The organism is Kitasatospora sp. NPDC058032, from assembly GCF_042885845.1.
In the GTDB taxonomy this organism is placed as follows: domain Bacteria; phylum Actinomycetota; class Actinomycetes; order Streptomycetales; family Streptomycetaceae; genus Kitasatospora.
In genome coordinates, this window is record NZ_JBHVRK010000012.1 from 55,292 (window position 1) to 76,862 (window position 21,571).

The 21,571-nt window shown below is 73.8% G+C and carries 18 protein-coding genes; 8 read left to right on the forward strand and 10 right to left on the reverse strand.

Features of this window, described 5'->3' with window-relative positions:
• Window positions 1-135: 135 nt before the first annotated feature.
• The 3 genes from ACFVUH_RS20465 (at window position 136) to ACFVUH_RS20475 (ending at window position 4,266) form a co-directional block, all read left to right on the forward strand.
• Entirely contained in the window at window positions 136-1,158 is a 1,023-nt protein-coding gene (locus tag ACFVUH_RS20465) for a polyprenyl synthetase family protein (RefSeq protein WP_387914759.1), read from the forward strand.
• Window positions 1,159-1,717: 559 nt separating this feature from the next.
• Window positions 1,718-3,079 (forward strand): bifunctional o-acetylhomoserine/o-acetylserine sulfhydrylase, encoded by a 1,362-nt coding sequence (locus ACFVUH_RS20470; protein ID WP_355369515.1) that lies wholly within the window; start codon window positions 1,718-1,720, stop codon window positions 3,077-3,079.
• Entirely contained in the window at window positions 3,076-4,266 is a 1,191-nt protein-coding gene (locus ACFVUH_RS20475) for a homoserine O-acetyltransferase (protein WP_387914877.1), read from the forward strand. The genes ACFVUH_RS20470 and ACFVUH_RS20475 overlap by 4 nt, the downstream gene beginning before the upstream one ends.
• A gap of 251 nt (window positions 4,267-4,517) precedes the next feature.
• Here ACFVUH_RS20475 and ACFVUH_RS20480 read toward each other — a convergent pair whose 3' ends face one another.
• Together ACFVUH_RS20480 and ACFVUH_RS20485 are read right to left on the reverse strand one after the other, a co-directional pair.
• Window positions 4,518-4,811: a DUF1330 domain-containing protein gene (locus ACFVUH_RS20480; protein WP_355369513.1), complete on the reverse strand. Its 294-nt coding sequence runs from the start codon at window positions 4,809-4,811 to the stop codon at window positions 4,518-4,520.
• A gap of 100 nt (window positions 4,812-4,911) precedes the next feature.
• Window positions 4,912-5,736 carry a dienelactone hydrolase family protein gene (locus tag ACFVUH_RS20485; RefSeq protein WP_387914760.1) on the reverse strand — a complete coding sequence of 275 codons (825 nt, stop codon included), beginning with the start codon at window positions 5,734-5,736 and terminating at the stop codon, window positions 4,912-4,914.
• Window positions 5,737-5,819: 83 nt separating this feature from the next.
• On the opposite strand from ACFVUH_RS20485, the gene ACFVUH_RS20490 reads away from it, so the two are divergent.
• Window positions 5,820-6,440 carry a TetR/AcrR family transcriptional regulator gene (locus tag ACFVUH_RS20490; RefSeq protein WP_387914761.1) on the forward strand — a complete coding sequence of 207 codons (621 nt, stop codon included), beginning with the start codon at window positions 5,820-5,822 and terminating at the stop codon, window positions 6,438-6,440.
• A gap of 420 nt (window positions 6,441-6,860) precedes the next feature.
• Here ACFVUH_RS20490 and ACFVUH_RS20495 read toward each other — a convergent pair whose 3' ends face one another.
• On the reverse strand, window positions 6,861-7,337 hold the full coding sequence (locus ACFVUH_RS20495) for a DUF6299 family protein (protein ID WP_387914762.1): 477 nt from the start codon (window positions 7,335-7,337) through the stop codon (window positions 6,861-6,863).
• 648 nt (window positions 7,338-7,985) lie between these two features.
• Here ACFVUH_RS20495 and ACFVUH_RS20500 point away from each other — a divergent pair.
• The 3 genes from ACFVUH_RS20500 (at window position 7,986) to ACFVUH_RS20510 (ending at window position 12,513) form a co-directional block, all read left to right on the forward strand.
• Window positions 7,986-10,148: a hypothetical protein gene (locus tag ACFVUH_RS20500; RefSeq protein WP_387914763.1), complete on the forward strand. Its 2,163-nt coding sequence runs from the start codon at window positions 7,986-7,988 to the stop codon at window positions 10,146-10,148.
• Complete coding sequence (locus tag ACFVUH_RS20505) at window positions 10,138-11,469, forward strand: hypothetical protein (RefSeq protein ID WP_387914764.1); 1,332 nt, start codon at window positions 10,138-10,140, stop codon at window positions 11,467-11,469. Before ACFVUH_RS20500 ends, ACFVUH_RS20505 begins: the two co-directional genes overlap by 11 nt.
• A gap of 417 nt (window positions 11,470-11,886) precedes the next feature.
• Window positions 11,887-12,513 (forward strand): hypothetical protein, encoded by a 627-nt coding sequence (locus ACFVUH_RS20510; protein ID WP_387914765.1) that lies wholly within the window; start codon window positions 11,887-11,889, stop codon window positions 12,511-12,513.
• 276 nt (window positions 12,514-12,789) lie between these two features.
• Here ACFVUH_RS20510 and ACFVUH_RS20515 read toward each other — a convergent pair whose 3' ends face one another.
• The 4 genes from ACFVUH_RS20515 to ACFVUH_RS20530 form a co-directional block, all read right to left on the reverse strand.
• A complete protein-coding gene (locus ACFVUH_RS20515; protein ID WP_387914766.1) occupies window positions 12,790-13,908 on the reverse strand; it encodes a winged helix-turn-helix domain-containing protein in 1,119 nt (372 codons plus the stop codon).
• Window positions 13,909-14,229: 321 nt separating this feature from the next.
• On the reverse strand, window positions 14,230-14,934 hold the full coding sequence (locus ACFVUH_RS20520) for a hypothetical protein (RefSeq protein ID WP_387914767.1): 705 nt from the start codon (window positions 14,932-14,934) through the stop codon (window positions 14,230-14,232).
• Window positions 14,931-15,584 (reverse strand): SigE family RNA polymerase sigma factor, encoded by a 654-nt coding sequence (locus ACFVUH_RS20525; RefSeq protein ID WP_387914768.1) that lies wholly within the window; start codon window positions 15,582-15,584, stop codon window positions 14,931-14,933. Before ACFVUH_RS20525 ends, ACFVUH_RS20520 begins: the two co-directional genes overlap by 4 nt.
• 368 nt (window positions 15,585-15,952) lie before the next feature.
• Complete coding sequence (locus ACFVUH_RS20530; protein ID WP_387914769.1) at window positions 15,953-16,456, reverse strand: hypothetical protein; 504 nt, start codon at window positions 16,454-16,456, stop codon at window positions 15,953-15,955.
• A gap of 638 nt (window positions 16,457-17,094) precedes the next feature.
• Here ACFVUH_RS20530 and ACFVUH_RS20535 point away from each other — a divergent pair.
• Window positions 17,095-17,970, forward strand: a complete 876-nt coding sequence (locus ACFVUH_RS20535) for a PhzF family phenazine biosynthesis protein (protein ID WP_387914770.1) — start codon at window positions 17,095-17,097, stop codon at window positions 17,968-17,970.
• Between the two features lie 56 nt (window positions 17,971-18,026).
• Here ACFVUH_RS20535 and ACFVUH_RS20540 read toward each other — a convergent pair whose 3' ends face one another.
• The 3 genes from ACFVUH_RS20540 to ACFVUH_RS20550 all read right to left on the reverse strand — a co-directional run bounded on the left by ACFVUH_RS20540 (window position 18,027) and on the right by ACFVUH_RS20550 (window position 21,465).
• Window positions 18,027-19,004, reverse strand: a complete 978-nt coding sequence (locus ACFVUH_RS20540; protein WP_387914771.1) for a carbohydrate kinase — start codon at window positions 19,002-19,004, stop codon at window positions 18,027-18,029.
• A 44-nt stretch (window positions 19,005-19,048) separates the two neighbouring features.
• Complete coding sequence (locus ACFVUH_RS20545; RefSeq protein ID WP_387914772.1) at window positions 19,049-20,281, reverse strand: AGE family epimerase/isomerase; 1,233 nt, start codon at window positions 20,279-20,281, stop codon at window positions 19,049-19,051.
• A 149-nt stretch (window positions 20,282-20,430) separates the two neighbouring features.
• Complete coding sequence (locus tag ACFVUH_RS20550; RefSeq protein ID WP_387914773.1) at window positions 20,431-21,465, reverse strand: LacI family DNA-binding transcriptional regulator; 1,035 nt, start codon at window positions 21,463-21,465, stop codon at window positions 20,431-20,433.
• Between the last annotated feature and the right edge of the window lie 106 nt (window positions 21,466-21,571).

Sequence of the window (21,571 nt, forward strand, 5' to 3'; positions counted from 1 at the left end):
CCCCGATACTGACTGACACGGCCCGTGCCACCTCAGTGACGTAGAGTTCCGACGGGCTTCCGGTCGATCACCCTGGCGTCCGGCCGGGACACCGCACACCCGCACCGGTCCCGCCCATCGTCGCAGGAGGCCATCTTGCGGACCGCACGAACCTCACAGCAGATCACCCACGACGTGATCGCCTACCTCGAACCCGCGCTGCGGGAGGCCACGAGCAGGCTCAGCGAACCCGTTCTGCACATGACGGAGTACCACTTCGGCTGGGTCGACGCCGACGGACGACCGTCCACCCCGGTGGGGTTCCGTCGTCGTCCGGCACTGATGTCCCTGCTGTGCGCCGGCAGCACCGAGGAAGCGTGGGACGGCGTCCGCAATGCCGCCGTGGCGGGCACCCTGATGTCCGCGGCGGGCACCGTCCACGACGACATCATCGACCGCGAGCTGATCCGCAAGGGCCGAGCGACGCTGTGGAACGCATTCGGCGTCCCGGCCGCGATCCAGGTGGGCGTCGCCCTCCACTGCCTCGCCTTCGAGCTCCTGGCCGCCGAGGAGCCACGGGTCGCCGTCGAACTGAGCCGCCGCGCCGCCCTCGCCGTCCGGGAGTGCTGCTCGGGCCAGATCCGGGACCTGCAGTCCGAGGGCAGTTCGCGGATGAGTCTGCGGGACTCGCTCGACCTGCTGGAGCGCACCATCGCGCTGCCCACCGCCGGTGTCTGCCTGGTCGGCGCGGTGGTGCGCGGAGCCGCCGACGCCGAGGTGGCGGCGGCCGAGCGGTTCGGCTACCACGCCGGGATGGCCATGGCGTTCTTCGACGACTGGGAAGGAGTCTGGAGCCGCTCGCGCGACTCCCTGGAGGACCCCCTCGCCGACCTGCGCCGGCGCAAGAGCCGGGCCTTCGTGGCCCGCGCACTCCGTTCCCGGGGCCCGGCCCGGGACCAACTGGCCGCCTTCTACGACGACTCCGGCGAGCCCCACCCCGATCAACTCGTGCAGGTCGCCGCCCTGGTCGAAGCGTGCGGAGGCCGTACCTGGCTCGAAACGCGGATCAGGGAACACGTCCGCCTGGCGGGACGGGCGCTGCCCGATGCCGTCCGCGACCCGGCCGCCAGGGCCGAGCTCGCCGTCTTCCTCGACGCGATCACCGACGAACTGCCCTGACCGCCGCACCGTAGCCGGCCACCGGCACCGGCCGCCCCCGCCGCCCTCGCCGCTCGGGCCCCGCAGGATCAGCCCGATCCACGAGGAGCACCCTCCTGCCCCCGGCGAGCGGAGGACATCGTCCGGTCGCCGCGCACGGCAGCCGGTCGGACGGTCGGGGCACGCACGGCGGGGCGCTGCGCGAGCGGGTCGGCACGCTCGCACGGCGCCACCGCAGTACCGCTCCCAACGTGCGCGCCACAGCAGGAAGGTGGAGCGCATCCACCCGTCGGACCCCATTTGTCCGAATGATGGGACGCGTTGGTGTCCGCAACGCGACTGTGGTTCCCTGGGCCCATGATCATCCTCGTGACCCGGCGCCACGTGGACTACACGCGCGTCACGACCACGAGTTGTCCCGCCGCCCGCTGACGCGGCGCCTGGTGATCCTTCCGCAGCCGTAGCCGCGATCCGCGTACCCGCTCCGCCCGGAGCGCCCGTACGCCCCTTCCCCGCACCCGCGCCGCTCGCATCGGCGCCTGCCCGGTCTGCCGGGCTCCACACGTGTCCGAGGAGAAGTATGAGCCAGCCGACCGACGCCGTCACCGCCGACCGCACGCCTGACGGCGAGTCCGCCGGATCCACCGCCCCCGCCTGGTCCTTCGAGACCAAGCAACTGCACGCCGGTGCCGTGCCCGACCCCACCACCGGGGCCCGGGCGGTCCCGATCTACCAGACCAGTTCGTTCGTCTTCCGCGACACCCAGCACGCGGCCGACCTCTTCTCGCTCGCCGAGCCCGGGAACATCTACACCCGCATCCACAACCCCACCCAGGACGTCTTCGAGCAGCGGATCGCCGCCCTGGAAGGAGGGGTCGCCGCCGTGGCGGTCGCCTCCGGCCAGGCCGCCGAGACGCTCGCCATCCTCAACCTCGCGAGCGCAGGCGACCACATCGTCTCCAGCGCCTCCCTCTACGGCGGCACCTACAACCTCTTCCGGCACACCCTGCCCAAGTTCGGGATCGAGGTGACCTTCGTCGAGGACCCGGACGACTTCGACGCCTGGCGGGCCGCCATCCGGCCCGAGACGAAGGCCCTGTTCTCGGAGACCCTCGGCAACCCGCGTGGCAACGTCCTCGACATCCGCGCCGTCGCCGACGTCGCCCACGAGGCCGGGATCCCGCTGATCGTCGACAACACCATCCCCACCCCCTACCTGCTGCGCCCCATCGAGCACGGGGCCGACGTCGTCGTCCACTCGGCGACCAAGTTCCTCGGCGGCCACGGCACCACCCTCGGAGGTGTCGTCGTCGACGCCGGGACCTTCGAATTCGGTGCCCACGCCGAGCGCTTCCCCGACTTCAACGAGCCGGACCCCAGCTACCACGGCCTGCGTTACTGGCCCGCCCTCGGGCCCGGCGCGTACGCCGTCAAGCTGCGCGTCCAGCTGCTGCGCGACCTCGGGCCGGCCATCGCACCGCACTCCGCCTTCCTGCTGCTGCAGGGCGTGGAGACGCTGAGCCTGCGCATGGAGCGCCACTCGTCCAACGCCCAGGCGCTCGCCGAGTGGCTGGAGCAGCACGACGAGGTCGCCGCCGTCCACTACGCCGGGCTGCCCTCCAACCAGTGGTACGAGGCCGGGCGCCGCTACCTCCCGCGCGGTGCCGGGGCCGTGTTCTGCTTCGAGCTGCGCGGCGGCGCCGAGGCGGGCAAGCGGTTCGTGGACGCCGTCGAGCTCTTCAGCCACCTCGCCAACATCGGCGACGTGCGCAGCCTCATCATCCACCCGGCCTCCACCACGCACAGCCAGCTCGACGAGGAGCAGCTCGCCGCCACCGGCACCTCGCCGGGTCTGCTGCGGCTGTCGGTCGGCATCGAGAACCTGGAGGACCTCAAGGCGGACCTCGAAGCCGGCTTCCGCGCGGCGAAGGAGGCGTCCTGAACGCCGCTGACGGGACCACCCCGCAGGCGACGCCCCCTCCCGCCACCGGCGCGTGGCGGGAGGGGGACCCGCCCGGGCGCCGCCTCTGGTACGACAGCACGGCGCCCCTGCCGCTCGAGGCCGGCGGTCGACTCTCGGGCGTGCGGCTGGCGTACGAGACCTGGGGGCGGCTCGCGGCCGACCGTTCCAACGCGGTCCTCGTCCTGCACGCGCTCACCGGCGACAGCCATGTCGCCGGGCCGGCCGGGCCCGGTCACCCGACCTCCGGCTGGTGGGACGCGCTGGTCGGGCCGGGCCGGGCCCTCGACACCGACCGCTGGTTCGTGGTGGCACCCAACGTCCTGGGCGGCTGCCAGGGCAGCACCGGCCCGGCCTCGCTCCGCCCCGACGGGCGGCACTGGGGCGGGTCCTTCCCGCGCCTGACCCCGCGCGACCAGGTGCTGGCCGAGGTCGGGCTCGCCGACGCGCTGGGCATCGAGCGCTGGGCACTCGTGGTCGGCGGCTCGATGGGCGGGATGCGCGCGCTGGAGTGGGCTGTCTCCCACCCGGAGCGTGTCGCCTCGCTGTTCGTGCTCGCCTCCACGGCGGTGGCGAGCGCGGACCAGATCGCCTGGACCACCGCCCAGCTCCACGCGATCCGCGCCGACCCGCACTGGAACGGCGGTGACTTTCACGACGCCGCTCCCGGACAGGGTCCGCATGCCGGTCTCGGCATCGCCCGGCGCATCGCCCACATCACCTACCGCGGTGCCGAGGAGCTCGACGTCCGCTTCGGCAACCGCGCCCAGGACGGTGAGGACCCCCGGGCCGGCGGCCGCTACCAGGTCGAGTCGTACCTGGACCACCACGCCGCCAAGCTGGTCCGGCGGTTCGACGCGGCCAGCTACGCGGTGCTGGCCGACGCGATGAACGCCCACGACACGGGCCGGGGACGCGGCGGCACGCGCGCCGCGCTGGCCCGGGTGACCGCCCGGACCCTCGTGGCGGGAGTCGACACCGACCGCCTCTACCCGCTCGCGCAGCAGGAGGAGCTCGCCGCCTACATCCCCTCCGCCGACCGGGCCCGGGTGATCTCCTCCCCCTACGGCCACGACGGGTTCCTCATCGAGGCGGCGCAGGTCGCGGCGCTGGTACGGGAGCTCGTGGACGACGTACGGGAACCGTCGGCCACCGTCCCCGCCGGATGAGGACCCCGGCGGGGGCTCTCGGGGCGGCCCCGTCGTCCCCGGCGGGCCGGGCAGCAGCACGGTGAACACCGCGCCGTCGCAACCGAGGTGGTCCGTGCAGGGGTCACCGCGGGTCAGCGGCCCTCCGGCGGGGAGCGGCCGGGCAGATGCGTCCCGGCCGGGCGCCGCCGGGACGGTTTCAGCGCGGCGCACGAGCGTGGCGCGGCCGCCGGACCCGGTCGGGCCGGACGGCGGCGGCGGCGGCGGCCGAGTCAGCCGGTGCCTTCGACGATGCGGAAGTCCCGCTCGTAGCCGTCGGGGAGGGCCACCAGCGCCTTCTGGTACGCCTCGCTCTCGTAGGCCGCGACGGCTTGTTCAAAGCTGTCGAACTCGATCAGAACGACGCGTTGCGTGATTCCGGCTTCGTGGGCGACGACCCGACCGTCGAGGGTCAGGAGGCGCCCTCCCCCGGCGCGGACGGCCGGACCGGCGAGCGTGTTGTAGGCAGTCAGCCTCTCGAGGTCGGAAATGGCGGGGTAGACGCTGACCCAGTAGCCCTTGGGCATGGAACCTCCAGTGTTGGGATGAATGCATCCGGCGTAACGGGTTGGTCGTGGACGAGCGTCGGCGGGCTGCGTGCCGTCGCGATCAAGCCGCTTCCGGCCGTCAGGCCGTCGTGCGGTCGGGCAGCAGGCGGGCGCTCAGGAAGGCGAGGACTTCGTCGCGGGCTTGCACGGTGGGGTGGCCTTCCTCGTCGACGAGGTGCGCGGTGAGCACGCTGTGGGGGGTCTGGACCACGTCCCGGAAGAACGGCGGTGGTTCGGGGTTCGCGGACTCGCCGGGGAGGACGCGGCCGTCGAAGCGGTCGCCGAGCAGTTGTGCATAGGCGGCGAAGCGTCGGCCGGTACACCACTTGTCGGTGTCGAAGCGCAGGCCGAGTGCGGTGAGTCCGTCGCGCTCGAACCGCTCGCGGATGGCGGCCCCGTCCTCCGGCGACAGCTCCAGGGCGGCCGGGTCGTCCAGTGGCAACGAGGGCTGGCCGAGGACCGGGGCGATGACGGCCGGTTCCAGCGTCATGCTCAGCGCGAAGTTGCCGGTGAAGCACATCCCCACCGCGCCGACGCCCGGTCCGCCGCACTCGTCGTGCGCGGTCCTGGCCAGCGCGCGCAGCCACACCGCCACCGGACTCGTTCCACCGCCCGCGAACGCCCTGAACTCCTCGCTGACGCAGGCCCGTCCGAGGATCGGCTCGGCAAGCTCGACGGTGGGATACGCCCCGTCGACGCCGAAGAGCGAGGGCACGTAGACGGTGAACCCCGCATCGCGCACCCACCCGGCGAAGCGCACCACGTCGGGGCTGATACCCGGCATCTCGGGCATCACGACCACCGCGGGCCCGCTCCCGGCCACATGGACGGTCTTCGCGCTCCCGGACAGCGAGAGCACGCGTTGCGCAAAGCCGTCCAGCCCGGCGCCGCCGTCGACACCCATGATCTGCGCCCCCAACTATGCGATCGACCGATCGTAATTATTGCGCCACACTACACGACCGATCAATCGCATACAATCGGCGCATGGCCCCGGACACCCCCGACTCCGCCGCGGAATCCCCCGCGCCGCGCGCCGACGGCCGCCGCGCCCGCGGCGACCGGACACGGCACGAAGTCGCCCTGCAGGCAGCCCTGTCCGCGACCGTGCACGGGCTGGACGCCATCACCGTCGGCACGCTCGCCGCCCGGACCGGGCACAGCAAGAGCGGCATCCTCACGGTGTTCGCCAACCGGGAAGCCATCCAGGTCGCCGCCGTCGCCGAGGCCCGCGCCCTGTACCTGCGGCACGTCGTCGAGCCGTCGTGGCCCGCCGCCCCGGGGCGGCCCCGGCTCTGCGCCCTGCTCGACAACTGGGTCGCCTACCTGCGCGACGGCGTCTTCCCCGGCGGGTGTTTCATCACCACGACCTCGGTCGAATACGGCCGCCGCAAAGGCCCCGTCGCCGACGCGGTCCGCGACCTCGTCCGCGAGTGGCTGCACCTGCTGGAGTCCGAACTGTCCGCCGCCGGCAGCCGCTTCCCGGCCGACGACGCCTTCCGCATCGACGCCTACCTGCGCGCTGCCAACACCCGCTACCAACTCTTCGGCGACGATACCGATTTGGACCGCGCCAGACGCCTGTCCCTGGACGTGATCAGCGCCTGACGGCGACGCTCGAAGGAGCCCGCAAACCACCGGCACCGAGACGGGGCCTGCGCCCCTCCCCTGATCGGTGTCGGCCCGACGCACCGCAGCACGACGGGCGGACCGGCGGTCGCCCGGCCGGACGTCGCCGGTACTGTGGCCCCGGCTGCCGTTCGGCTCCACCGTCGATCGCCCCCGGAAACGACCCACGGCGGCCACCGCCCGTCCGGACCCGGCCAGAGCCTTGGTCTCGCTCCGCAGGACGAGCGCGTCGGTGCGGCCCGGACGAGAGGCTCGGGGCCGAGCACGAGGGACCACGCGGCGGACGCCCGCTGCCCGCCGCCGTCCGCCGTGTGCCCCGTCGTCGCTCCCTCAGCGGGCCGGCACCGGTGACGTCACGACGGGCCCGTGTCGGTCCCGTCGCGCCGGGGCACCGCCGCGTCAGCTCGTGGCGGCCTGGAGGTCGACGATCTTCCGGTCGGCCGAGAGGCGGGTGATGGTGATGACCGGCCAGCCCGTCGATTCCCACAGTTCCAGTTCCGCTCCGGACTGGATCTTCTCCACGGTCACCAGGGGCACCCTTTCGGGCCTGTCGCGGTGCACCCACGTGTGTTCGACACCGTCGCAGACCGCCACCTCGGCCCGACCGGGACCCCACACCGAGCTGTGGAGACGGACCATGCGGGGACCGAAGGGAGAAGGGGCTGGGGCGGGCACCGGAACGGAGCAGCGGTACGTGCCCGAGAGGGTCACGAACCCATTGCCGTCGACAGTCCCGGTGGAGTTGAGGAACACCGTCCCGGTGTAACCGGGGGTCGCCGCCGAGGTGGCCGCCTGGGCCGGCACGGCGGCCCAGACGGCCGAGAGCAAGGTGACGGACACAGCCGTGGACAGGGCTGCAGAAGCAAAGCGGCGCAACGAACTTCCCCTCACTGAAAGATGATTGACTTGTCTAGACCTTTCAGCGAGACCGTACCAACAGCCCCTCCGGTGCATCTGTCGCCCCGTCAGGACCTGCCCGGCCCGCCGGCCGGGACTGCCCGATCGGACAGCCCCTTGCCCGGAGCGAGAGCGGGCCACGAGTGCGCATTCGCGCCCGGCCTGGCGGATCAGCGGGCGAAGCACCGGGCCCGCCGGCACGGCGTCGTGGTCGCAGGCACTCGACCCGGCGCACGAACCGACGGCCCCGACCGCCCGGGCCGGCCTGCCGCTGCTCCTCGGGCCCACCACGGCGGTCCGACTGGTGGTCCTGCCCGGACTCCTGCTGGGCGGCCTGCTGACCGGGACCATGACGGCCGCCCAATGGCTGCTGCCGCGGCAGCCTCGCCACTCGCGGCCCGGTGTCGGCGCCCGACGCACACGCAGGGCCTTGTCGAGGGCGACAGGTCGGGGTGATGACCAGGCCGAGGGCGAGGTCCATGGTGTCGATGCCGAGGCCGGGGCGGCGCCGGCAGGGGCGCTCGAAGGTGATCTCGTCGGGACCGAGCACGGGTAAAGTGATCGGCCGAACCACCAGGAGGGGCGCCGATGCGGACACCGACACGGATACGGAGACGGACCGGAACATTGGGAGCCCGGGCGGGCACGGCGCTCGCGGCGCTCATCCTGCTCGGCAGCACCGGAACGGCCGCCGCGGCCGACCCGAGCGCCGCACCGGGCCCCACGGCAGCGTCCGCGGCGAGCGCCGCCGCCGCGCCGACCGGTCAACTCACCGACGGGACGAGCCGGTCCGAGCGCCTGGCCGAGGAACTGCGCAAGAACCCGGTCTACGTCTCGGCCGCCCTGCCGCGCAGGCTGCCGCGCTCGCTCGCCCCGGAGATCGCCGCCGTCGCCGAGCGCACCGGCGTACCCACCTACGTGCTCGCGCTGCCGGACGGCGACGCCGCGCTGCTCGCCCTGGTGCACGACCGGCTCGGCGCGGACGGCCTCTACGTGCTGATCGCCGGCTACGGCCACATCACCGCGTCCGCGTTCGGCGTCGACGTACCGATCGACGACGCCCGCCGGATCTCCCTGTACGGCACCCCGTACGGCGCCGAGCCGCTCGCCGCGTTCAAGAACTTCGTCGACGCCGTCGCCTCCGGCAAGGAACTTGCCGCCGCCAAGGCCGAGGAACTGTACGACCGGTACCACGACAGCGACCGGCGTCGCCTCTACATCAGCTCCACCGACCGGCAGAACCAGAACCTGCTGCTCGGGCTGGCCGTGGTGGTGCTCCCCGGCCTGGTGCTGGCCCTCGGTCTGTACCTCTCCCGCCGCCGGACCCGATCCTCCGGCCCCGGCCCCGGCCCCGTCAGGACGACCGCCGTCAGCCTGACGAAGGAGCCGGCGGCGCCACGCGGTGCCCGAGGTCCGGGCGCCGTGCGGCGCCGCCGCGTCCTGCTGCCGGTGACCCTGCTGGCGACGGCCGCCACCGTGTTCGGCGTGGTGCACTTCGCGCCCACCGCCTTCCCCCAGGTCATCGACAGCCCCGACCTCAACGTCACCCAGGCCGACCTGGACGCCCGCGTCGACGAGATCGCCGCCGGGCTCACGGCCGGCCCGATCTACCAGGACCCGTCCGGCCCCGACGCGCTGAGCTCCGCCGACCTGCCCGCGATCCGGCAGCGGCTCGTCGAACTCGCCCCCAAGGGCCCGGTGCACATCGTGGTCACCCCCACCGACAGCGACGACGAGACCGGACACAACGCCGACCTGCTGCTCGCCCGGATCCACGAACGCACCGGCCGCAACGGCGTCTACCTCCTCGTCGACCCGCTGACCGGCGTGATCGACCTCGACAGCTACGGCACCGGCCTGGACACCCTGCGCCGGTTCGCACGCGTGCCGACCGAGGTCAGGTACGCGTACGGCGAAACCAACGGCCTGAACGTGGCGCCGCGGCTGGACCAGGTGCTGGACGCCGTCGCCGCCGCCGAGCCGAAGCCGGGCCACGATCCCGCGCAACGCCGCACCACGCTGCCCCCGCTGCACGACAACCGGCTGCCCGCCCTGTTCAGCAACGACTTCGGGGGCGGCATCTGGCTCGGCGTGATGCTGCTCGGCGTCCTGCTGTTGCTGTCCTGGGCGGCCCTCGCCACCGCCCGGGCCGTCAGCGGCTCCCGGCGCGCCCGCGCGGCCGGCTCCTCGCCGCAGCACGCCGAGCCCCGGCACACCACCCCGCGGCCGTCCCTGCGGCAACTCCGTGCCTGGGCCGGCGAGGACGCCCGCGAACTCGCCGCGCAACTCGCCGCCGCCGACCAGCACGCACCCGGCCGCACCCGCGCCTGGGACTGCCTGGACGCCGCCGAACTCCTCGCCGACAGCAGCGGGCAGCACCCCGACGAGTCGACCGAGGCGGGCGACCTGGCCGCCGTCGTGGTGCTCGCCCAGGCCGGGCTCGCCGCTCTGCGCGGCCGGCTCCACCCCGCCGTCTGCCGGCTCAACCCGCTGCACGGCGAGGCCACCGGCGGCCGGATCCCGGCCTGGGTCGCCGAGCTCGGCCTCGGCCCCCGGTCCGCGCAGTTGTGCCCCACCTGCCGCGACGCCCTCCACGGCGGCGGCGCCGGCGCCTCGCCCGCCGACCGGGCCGCCCGTGCGGGCCGGGCCCGCGACCGGCTGCTGCACCTGCCCGGGGCGGACGACCGCACCCGGACCGCCTGGGACGAGGCCGGGCAGATCCTGCCGGCCGCCCGCGAAGGGCTCGAAGCACTCATCCTCAGGGCCAGGGAGTCCGCCAGTGTCCAGTGACCGCCCGACCACCCGCCCGACCGCGCACCGCCCGGCCGTCCGCCCCGCCCGCCGCCTGCTCGGAGGGCTGTTCACCGCGCTGCTGACGGCCTGCACGATGCTGCTCGGCACCGGTGCCACCGCCCACGCGGACGGCGCGGGCCCCGGACCGACCGCCACGACGATCGTCGAGGCCCTGGCCACCACCCCGGTCTACGTCGACCCGTCCTTCGCCGCTGCCGTCAACGCCTCACAACAGCGGGAACTCGCCGACCAGATCGCCGCGACCGGGCTGCCGATCAAGGTGGTGCTGGTGCCGCTGAAGAAGGGCGACGCGTTCGACGGCAGCGCCAAGTCCCTGGCCGCGGTGGTCCAGGAACGCCTCGGCCAGCCGCAGCTGATCCTGCTCACCAACGACGAGTACCTGAGCTGGCTCCAGGGCACCGAGTGGCCGAACGACACCCACCAGACCCGCGACGCGGCCATGGCCGTGGGCATGCTCAAGGAACTCAAGGACGCCGGACTGGCCGCCCGCGTCGGCCGGGCCGTCGAACTGATCCGGACCGGCCGGGGCACCGAGGTCTACAAGGCCGAGGCCGCACGGGCCGACCGCGAGTACTCGGCCCGCCCCAAGGTGAAGGAGAAGGCCGCCGACTCCTCCTCCGGGGGCTCGGGGGCGCTGCTCGCGGTCGCCGCGGCGCTGGTCCTCGCCGTCGCCGGCGCCGCCTTCCTGGTGCTGCGCCGCCGCTCGCCCCGGCACACCGCCTTCACCTTCCCCGACGCCGTCTTCGCCGCCGACCGGGCCGCCGACGAGGCCGGACTGCGCCGGCAGGCCGCCGCCGAGGTGCTCGCCCTCGGCGAGGCCGTGGACGGCGCCGACGGGGCCACCACCCCCGGCCTGGGCCGCGCCCTGGACGCCTACGACGCGGCCGGCCGGGTCCTGGACGCCGCCCGCGGGATCCCCGACCTGGCCGGCGTGCTCGCCCTGGCCGCCGAAGGACGCTCCGCGCTCGCAGCCGGACCGCGGCTCCCGCTGTGCTTCTTCGACCCCCGGCACGGCGCCGCCGTCGGCCGCACCACCTGGCGCCCGCTCGGCCGCCGGGAACGCGTCGACGTCGCCGTCTGCGAGGACTGCGCCCAGTCCCTGCGCGCCCGCCGCGCACCCCAGGTGCTCGCCGTCCGCGACCAGGGACGCACCGTCCCCTACTTCGAACTGCCCGCCGACCGCAGCCTCTGGGCCGCCACCGGCTACGGCTCGCTGCTCTCCGGCCCCGACGACACCCTCGCCGCCCGGGTCGGCACCGGCGAGTTCAGCCGCGCGCGGCGGCAGTCCGAGGACTGAGCCCGGAAAGTCCTCCGGCGGAGCGCCGGTTCCCGGCGGAACCGGCGCTCCGCCGTTCCGCCGTTCCGCCGTTCCGCCGTTCCGCGGTTCCGCCCCGTCGGCGCGCCGTCGACGGCGTCGCGGTGCCGGCGGCGCGCGAGCTGGTGATGAACCCGGCAGCCTGACGACGGCCACCGCACCGCCCGCCCGGGGTGCCGCGGGGGCGCCTACCGCCGGGCCGTGGGTCCGGACAGCCGGAGCGCACCGGGGGGGACGATCCGACCCGTCCCCCGCGCCGCTCACCTGCTCCGGCCCCCTCCTCGTCGGCCTGCCCGACCGGGTGCTCGCGGCCGGCCGCGGCACCGATCTGAGTACGGATGCTCAGGAGCCGGGCCGGGTCCCGCGCGTACGGTGGCGGTACGAAGCAGGGGGTGGGGGTTGTCCGGCAAGGCGTGGATGAAGGCGGCTCTGGTCGCGGTGGCGGGTATCGCCGGCGCGGTCGGGTTGATGTTCGTGCTCCAGATCGGTGTGTGGTGGTCCCTCGGGTCCGAGGACTACTACTCCAAGCCCGGGCCCGAGATCGTCCGCCGTACCCCGGAGCAGTTCCAGGCGCTCAGCGAGCGGACCGTCCAGGACACGCTGGGAAGCCTGAGCCCCGGCCTGATGCTGAGCGACAGGGGCTGTACCGTCGACCGAGACGAGCCGCGCTCGGACGGCACGCTGAGCAAGCTGTCCACTTTCGACCGGCGGTTCACCGCCCGGACCAGGATCAGCGCGTCCCATCGGCAAGAGCTCAAGGAGCGCGTCGAGGCCGCGTGGCGACTGCACGGCTACCAGCCGGAGTCACCGATCTGGACTCCGAGCAGTCCGGCCGAGGGCCCGGACTACCTCAGCACCGAGACCCCGGAGGGGATCGGTGTGTGGGTCGCGCTCTCCCCGGAACCGGACGGGACGATCACCCTCACCATGTCCGTCAGCGGCACCGGCGTCGCGTGGGCTCCGGAGTACGCCCGCCCGCTCTCGCCCCTGCGACCGGACACCGAGGATGCCTACTGGTCGCACTGAGCCGAGCACATCCCTCGCCGACGTGCCGGCAGGTTCGCGACCTCTGCGCCTTCACCCGGCCGCCCACCCCGATGTCCCGGCCGGGGTGATCCGACGTCGGCTCCACCACGATCCGGGCGACGACGCGCGACGACCCGGCGGACAGCGGACGTGTACCTGTTACCCGCCGGACCGGGCGGGCGGCGTCCCCGGGCCGTTGCACCCGTCCCCGAGCGAACCGTCCCGAGCGCCGCTGCGGCCGTGTCCGGCCCGGGCGCAGCCTCCGGCCGCCGGGTCTCAGGGAGCCGAACGGAGGTGCCCCGGTTGCCCTTGGCGGGGGTGGTCGCCCCGGCCTGGCGTGCGCGCCTCGGGGCGGTCACGGCGAGTGGATGGTGGCGCGGGCGATTGCGGACGGTCGGGGGTGCGGTCGTCGAGGAGGGCTTGGCCGAGGGGGGTGAGGGTGTGGCGGACGCCGGGGCCGGTGCGTTCGGTGGTGAGCAGGCCGGCGGCGCGCAGGACGCCGGCGTGGTGGCTGGCGGTGGCGGCGGAGGTGCCGGTGCGGCGGGCGAGTTCGGCGGTGCCCGCCGGGTCGGCCGCCGCGTGCAGGGTGCGGGCGCGGGTGGTGCCGAGCAGGGCGACGAGCGCGCCGTCCGGCCCGTCCGCGGCGGCCGAGGACCAGATCGCGCGGTAGGTGGTGAGGTCCGGGGCGAGCGGGTAGTGCAGGACGAGGGGGTGGTCGAGGCCGCGGTTGTCGGTGAGGGCCATCGGGTCGGGCCAGAAGAAGGTGGGGACGAGCATGACGCCGGCGCCGCGCAGCCGCAGGTCGGCGTCGACGGGGCAGGGCAGCGTCAGCACCGGTGACTGCCACCGGATGTCGGGGTGGAGGCTGTCGAGCAGTCCGTCCAGGCCGCGGTCGGCGGCGAGGGTGGCCCGCCGGGCGCGGTCGGTGTGCGCGGCGGCCAGGAGCTGCGACCAGTACGGGGCGACCGCGAAGGCGTGGTACTCGCGCAGCCGGCGGTCGACCAGTTCGCGCCACTCGCGTTCGCCCCGGTGCAGTTCGTAGACCCACCGGGGTGCTGGGGGGCGCGTCCTGCTGAGGGTGCGCAGGTCCGCGCTCCACCGTCGGCCGGGCAGTGACCACGTCTGCTCCAGGCTCTCCGGCAGGGTGTGGCTGCCGGCGTGCAGCAACGCTTCCGCGGCCTCCACCGTGCCGACCGGCGTAGCCAGGTCGAACAGCACCCGCTGTTCGGGGCGGATGCTTCTGCGGGTCCGACTGCGCCACCCCGCCAACGCCACGCCGCCTGCCTCGCGGGTCTGCACCAGCGACAGGCTCAGGAGCGACTCGGCGAGCGGGTCGGGTGCCCGCGCGATCCGGACCCTGGTCAGGTCGTCGTGGGTGAAGTGGATCCGCAGCAATTCCGCCCCTTCCACCGAACATCGGCAGGGGTGCCGCGGCGTCCCGGCCCCGTTTCCCCTCTGCGTCCCTACGACCACCGTAGGCGGGACGGCGTGGCAGGAGCGGGGCGTTGCCCGGCTCTGACCGGATCGTTCCGCGGCACGGACATTGCGTGTCCGAACCGGGAGACAGGGGCCGCTGGGTAGCCGGAGAGCAGCCGGGCAGCCGGGCGGGCGGAGTGCGGCCAGGCGGTCGCGCGGCACCGCCGCCCGGGGCACCCGGGCGGCGGCGGGGGGCGACCGCCTGGCCGCCGCCCCGGGCCCGTCGCGGCCGACGATGGTTCAGGGCGACAGCGTCCTGCTCGCCAGCACCCCGCCCCGCGCGTCGTACGCGGCGATCCGGATGCCCCCCAGCGGGTAGCCGCCCGGGCCGCTGGAGCCCTTGAGGGCGGGCCCCCAGAAGACGCCGCTCGCGAATCCCGGGTCGCCGGAGAGCGAGGCGACGGTGGCCCAGTGCGCCTGGCCGTCCAGCTCGATGGCCATCGCGGCCACCCGTCCGGGCCCCTGGTACACGAGGTTGTACAGGCCCTCCCGGTACTCCGGGGACGACCCGAGGTACTGCACGGTGATCTGGGTCCCGCCCGACGCCCAGGAGTACCCGCCGCACCCCTGACCGTCCTTGTACGCGACGGGATCGTGGATGCAGACCTCCTGGTCCCCCAACTGCATCCACCAGCCGTCACGGCCCATCGGCAGCCGCTGACCGACCTCCACGACCACGGGCTCCGGCGCCGGACCCACCGGCGCCGCCAGCGGCTGCGAGGCCGCCACCACGGTACGCGTTCCGTCCCGCGCGGACAGCGCCGCTCCCGTGCCGGCGACCACCACGAGCGCAGCCGCCGCGGCCACCACCCCCAGCGCCAGGCGCCGGCCGCGGCGCTGGCGTCGCACGTGGACCTGCACGCCACCGCGGGGCCACTCCCCCACCGCGAGCCGGCCGGCCTCCTCCCGCAGCGCGCCGCGCACCACGTCCTCGGTGTCCATCACCTGTCGTCTCCGTCCGTGCCCTCGATCGTCGAACCGGTCCCCACCGCGTACAGCGCCAGCGCCGGATGCCCGCGCAGCTTCGCCAAACCCCGGCTGGCCTGGCTCTTCACGTTGCCGGCCGAGCAGCCGAGCACCTCGGCGACCTGGTGCTCACTCATGTCCTCCCAGTAGCGCAGCACGACGACGGCACGCTGGCGCGGCGGCAGTTCCGCCAGCGCCTGGAGCAGCATCGAGCGCTCCTCGACGTCGCGGTGGCCGACGTCCTTGGTGTGCGCCCGCTCGGGGAGGACGGGCACGAGCAGCTGCCTGACCCGGCGGCGCCGGTGGCGGCTCAGGTTGTTGTTCACCAGGGCGCGGTGGACATAGGCGTCCGGCTCTTCCAGCCCACTGATCCGCGACCAGCTCCGGAACACCTTCGCCAGGGTCGCCTGCACCACGTCCTCGGCCTCGTGGTGGTCGCCCGTCAGCAGGTAGGCGGTGCGAACCAGCCGCCGCCACCGCGTGGCGGCGAACCCCTCGAAGCCGAGCTCCCGCACCCCCGGGCCGCCGCCGGCGGCCACCGGTTCGGCCCCTGGCCCCGGGTCCGAGTCCGCTTGGGCGGCCGGCCGGGACCGGCCGTCCACCGGTACGGGTATTGCACTCGTGGTCATCCCATTCCTCTCCGCGGTCCGCGCGAGGGCCCCACCGGGCCGTCGCTCCGCCCTACTCACCCCCGCGCCGCCGCAAAGGTTGCACGTCGACGCCGAGTCACCGTGGCCGGGGTTGGGCTGCGACCGGCTCGGTCTCTCGGGCCGGCCGAGCGCGTCACGGGGTTGTGCCGGTCAGCCGGTTCGGCCGAGGCGGTGGAAGGTCCACGCACGCGAAGAGCGGCCCGGCCCCGCGGACGAGACCCCGGCGGCCACCACACCAGCATCGCCGGCCGGTGCGGAGCGGAGACAGCCACCCGGGAGGCCGGCGGACAGAGCGAGCGGAGCGGGCCGTCACCGGCTTCCCGGTGACGGCCCGCAGGCAACAGCGGCTACTGCACGTCGGCGGGACAGAGGCCGAAGTCCCGGTACCCGTTCGGCGCGTTGTTCTCGGCGAACAGGGTCACGACGCCGCGCTCGTCGTGCACGGGATCGACGACCAGCCGCCACCGGGTGGCGTTGGCCGGGTTGGTTCTGTACACCCACTGGCCGCCCTCGTTGGCGGGCCGGTAGTGTTCGGCGATCGCCCTGACACAGCGCGTGACCTGCCCGGCATTGATGTCCGCGTTGGGGCCGGGGCCATGGCCCGCGTCGATGTGCCGCAGCCCGTATCCGGCGTTCGGGCCCGTGTGCACACCGCACCGCAGGTACACCCGGCGGGCGGCGCCGTCACCTGGGGGGAGGGCGTCGTAGATCGTCGAGACGATCCTCGCGGGGTCGTTGGCCGGGCAGGAGTTCGCCGGGACCCTTTCGGCGACCGCCTGGGCCGGTGATGTCTGCAGCACGAGCGCGCCGGCGACCAGCATCAGGGCGCCGCCGAGATTCCTGAGGGACATGCGCGTACCTCCTACCGGTACAGGGGAGTTGGCAGCCCGCGGCCATCTGGTCCGCGTGTCGTTCCGGCCGCCACACGTCGAGTGTCCGCGCCCGCCCGTGGACCGCTCCTCCGGTGAGGCATTCGGGTGGTCCTGTCCGGCAGCCCTGCCAAGCCGCCGGCCGGGCTCGACATCGCCCGCTCGACTGGACACTTAGTCCAGATTAGACATACAGTCCAGCTCATGGGATCCATCGATGAGGGCATGGATCCGCGGGTGCCGACGTGAGCGCCGGTGCGGGCCGTCCTCCCGACTCGACGAGGCCGGCGTCGTCGCCGACCGGCACGCCACGCCTGTCGTCACTGGCGCCCCCGAGACCGGCGACACACCCGTCGGTCTCCTACCCGAAGGGCCCGTCGATCGACCGGACGGGGCGATCACGGTCGCCGGCCTCACGGGCGTCGGCGCCGTGGACGCGGCACTCGCCTCGGCCGTCCTGCGCGAGCCGGCCCCGCCGGCCCGGTGATCAGCATGTCCGCCGGCGCCGGCCACCACAGGCACGGGCAGCGGCCCGGCCGATGACGACCGAGTTGTTCGGAAGGAAACCGCAATGACGAGCCACGCCGCCGAGGCTTGGAACGGATCTGGTGGGAGTGGGCATGGAGTTTGAGCTGGTCGAGGTGTTCGGAACCGGGCCCCTGACCGGGGGGCCGCTCGGCGTGGTCATGCTTGACACAACGTGTGACGACGCGCTGATGCAGCGTCTGGCTGCCCGCCTGGCCATGCCGGAGACCGTCTTCCTGCGCAGCGGTGACGACGGGGAGGTGGATGTGCGGATCTTCACTCCCTATGTGGAGTTGGGCTTCGCGGGTCATCCGCTTGTGGGGGCGGCCGCCGTGGCGGTGCAACGGGGGCTGGCCACGCCTGGCTGGGTGGCCATGCGCACGCGCAGCGGGATCGTTCGCGCGCGTGTGGAACCGGGAGCGGACAGCGCGGTTCTGGAGGAACGGCTCTGTCGGGTGGGTCCGCCCGTCGTGCCGGACCTCGTGTGCGACGCAGTGGGGCTTGCTTCGGATGCGGCCGCGGGGCCGGTGCGCCTGGCATCGGCCGGACTCGGGTTCGTCTGCCTCCCGGTGAGTGTCGCCGACCTTGAATCTGCCCAAGCCCTGCCGCTCGAGGTCGCGGCGCTCGCCGAGCGGGTTCCTGGACTGCCCGACGTTTTCGGGGTGGCAGTGTTCGTTCCGCAGTTGCCTGAGGTTCGCTCTCGGGTCTTCGTTCCCGAGCCGGTGTGCGCGGAGGACCCGGCCACCGGCTCGGCCGCGCTGGCAGTGGCGGGATGGCTTGCGCACCAGGGGCGGCCTGAGGAGTCGCTGGCGTTCGACATCGTCCAGGGCACGGCCGAACTCGGCTTTGCCAGAATGCAGGTGAACGTTCGCCGGCAAGCCGATCGAGGTCTGCTCGCAAGCGTAGGCGGAGGAGTGCGCACCTTGTTCCGGGGGCCGCTCATGCTGGACGAGACGACTGACCGGGCCTGAGGCCTGCCGCAGGAGTCCGGAGCGCGGCGGGCGGACCGAACCGGCCGGCGGTCACATCACGGCCTCACTGCCCTCGGCCGGGGCCGCGACTCCTGACCGGCGCGCTCGCAGCCCTCGCGGAAGGCGGCCAGTTCCTCGGCAGTCGGAGGATCCGCGCCCGGCCTGGTGCAGGTGATGGCGGACACCAGCGACGCCTCGTCCAGCAGCTCGCCGAGGACGCGGGTGTCGATGCCGCGCAGGCGGTCCGCGTTGTCCGGGCCGAGCAGCCCCCGGCGGTGCAGGGCGTCGAGCAGACCGGCCATGAAGGCGTCGCCCGCGCCCACGGTGTCCGCGACCTCGACGGGCACCACCGGCCGGGTCACCCTCCCCTCCCGGCACAGACCCACCGAGCCGGTCCCACCCCGGGTGACCACGACCACGGCCGGACCCAGGGCCAGCCACTCGCGGGCCACGTCGACGACGTCCTGACCGGGGCGGAGCCAGGCGAGGTCCTCGTCACTGGCCTTGACCACGTCGGCCGACGCGACGAGCGACTCGATCCGGGCCCGCGCCTCCTCGGGGTGCCCCATGAGCGACGGGCGGCAGTTGGGATCGTACGAGACCGTGCAGCGGCCGCGGGCGCGCTCCATGAGGCGACGGACCATGCCGGCACCCGGCTCCAGCGTCGCGGCGATCGAGCCGGTGTGCAGGCACGCGCTCCGGGCCAGCAGGCCGTCCGGCTCCGGACCGTCGAGGTGCCACGTGATGGCGAACTCGTAGGTCGCGCCACCCGAGTCGTCCGTGCGGGCGATCGCGGTACTGGTGGGGTGGTCGTCCATCACTCCCCCCACCAGGGCGACACCGCTGCCCGCGAGATGGGCGGCGAGCTGCGCGCCGTGGGGGTCCTGCCCGAGACGGGTGAGCAGCGCCACGGGGTGGCCCAGGCGGCCGAGGCCGACCGCGACGTTGGCCGGGCTGCCGCCCGGATGCGCGGTGGTGGCGCCCTGGACGGACCTCACCAGGTCCATGACGGCTTCGCCGACGACAGTGATCACGTTCGGTCCTCCGGGGGGGGTGGGGATTTCGGTCCGGCGAGGTGTCAGATCGGCTTCCGGCGCAGGGCCTCGGCCATCGAGGGTTCCACGGGGAGACGGGGGATCAGGGTGGCCTGCACGGCGTGGTAGACGTCCGGCTTGCCGGGCCAGACGGTCGCGGCGGGCGTGTTCCACGGGGTCAGCTCGTGGTGCCAGCTGCCGTGTGCGCGGTCGAGGAACGCCTCCTCGGCGTACCGCCACCACGTGCGGTACCAGTACTCGTACTCGGCCCTGCCGGTGACCCGGTGGAGGACGGCGGCGGCGGCGATCGCCTCGGCGGCGACCCAGTGCATGCGGACGCGCACGGCCGGCTCGCCCTTCCAGTCCACGGTGTAGACGAACCCGGGCCGGCCGTCCACGTGCCAACCGTCGCGGACGCCGGCGGCGAACAGCGCTTCGGCGTCGTCGAGCAGCCAGGCGGGAGGGTTCGGCAGGCTCGCGCGCAGGGCGACCATCAACCGGGCCCATTCGAACCAGTGGCCGACGGTGCCCCCGTACGGGCGGAACGGGTCGTCGGGCCGGTCCTCGTTGTACTCGTACAGGGGGGTCCAGTCGGTGTCGAAGTGCTCGATCACGCGCCAGTCGGCGGCGCGGGCGTGCTCGTGGACGATGTGCCGGACGATCCGCAGGGCCCGCTCGTGCCAGATGCTCTCACCCGTGACGTCGCCGGCCGCGAGGAACGCCTCGACGGCGTGCATATTGCTGTTGGCGCCACGGTAGGACTCGCACGCGCGCCAGGGCAGGTCCCAGGACTCGACCAGGCGGCCCCGCTCCTCGTCCCAGAAATGGCGCTCGACGACACCGAGTGCGTCCGTCAGCAGCTCCCGGCCTCCGGGGCGCCCGGCGGCGGTGGCGCCGGCGGCGGCCAGCACGACGAAGGCGTGGGCGTAGGCGGACTTGTCGGTGGTCAGCGGGCGGCCGTCGCGGTCCACACCCGTGTACCAGCCTCCGTGTTCGCGGTCGCGCAGGAGGGTCGCCAGGGAGGCGATGCCGTGGTCGACCAGTGCGGCCGCGTCCCGGTCGCCGAGCAGGTGGGCGAGGGCGAACACGTGGGTCATCCGGCAGGTGATCCACGTGTGGACGAGGCCGTCCTCCTGCGCCCTTCCCCGGTCGTCCAGCCAGCCGAAGCCCCCGGCGGGCAGCCGCGCACCGCGGGCGAACTCGAGCAGCCTCTCCTGTTCCGCGCGGAGCCAGGCGTCATCGCCCGGCCGGGGGGTGCTGGAGGTCTCGCTGGACATCGTTCTCCTCGATCGTGCTGGGTGCGGTTAGACAACGTTGTCAGAGCGCGGTGGGTAGCATCACCCGCCTTCCCTCGGACTGTCAACAGCGGAAGGACGCCAGGCAGGCAGGACGCGGGGAGGTCAGCACACCGCGCGCGGCGGGGCGCTCAGAAGCGAAGTTCGCCCGAGCCGCGCAGGACCAGCCGGGTGGGGATCTCCAGCCGCTGGGCCTGGGCCCGTTCGCCGCGCATGCGGCGGAAGAGGAGCTCCGCGGCCATCCGCCCCATCAGCATGGGGTCCTGGGCCACCACGGTGACCGGCACGGGGAGCATGTCGGCGAGCTCGAAGTCGTCGAAGCCGACGAGGGCGGTGCGTCCCGGGCGGGTGGCCAGGCTGCGGAGCACGGCGACCGTGGTCCGGTTGTTGCCGCACATGAGCGCGGTCACGGCATCGGGCCCGGACAGCATGCGGTCGAGGGCGAGGTGGATGCCCACAGGTTCCGGCCGGCCCATCGCGAGCCACGCCTCGTCGACCCCGTGGCCGGCCTCCGCCATGGCCTGCCGGTAGCCGGCGAGGCGTTCGGCCGCAGTGAAGATTTCCGGGTCGTCGCCGAGGTAGCCGATCCGCCGGTGGCCCTGCCGGATCAGGTGTCCCACCGCTTCCGCCGCGCCGCGGCGGTTGGCGGCCAGAACGGTGTCCACGGTCAGGCCGTTCATCGGCCGGTCGATGCTGACCACCGCCGTGCCCGCGGCCAGTTCGGGGGCGAGGAAGCCGTGGTCGGCCGCGGTCGGTACGACGATCAGGCCGTCCACCCGACGGGCGCAGAAGTCGAGGGTCAGCTCCCGTTCGCGGGCCGGGTCCTCGGCGGACGAGCCCGTGAACAGCAGGGACCCGTGGGAACGCGCCACCTCCTCGACCGCCCTGCTGAGCTGCGCGTAGAAGGGGTCGGCGAGGTCTTCCAGGATCAGCCCCACGCAGCTGGTGCGACTGCCCTGGCGGAGGAGCCGGGCACCGTCGTTGCGGCGGAACCCCAACTCCCTGATCGCGGCGTGGACCCGGTCGGCGGTCTCCTCGCTGACGCCCGGCTCACCGTTGACGACGCGTGACACCGTCTTCAGTCCCACTCCCGCGGCAGCGGCCACGTCCTTCATGGTCGGCCGTGCGGGAATCTCGGAGCCCGTCCGCTCCGCCCTGTCCGGCATCACTCCAACCGCCCTTCCGGAGTCTCGTCCATCCTGTGATCCTACTGACAGCAGCAGCATTTGGACAACGTTGTCACAACGATCCGCGATGGCCGGCGGCCCAGTA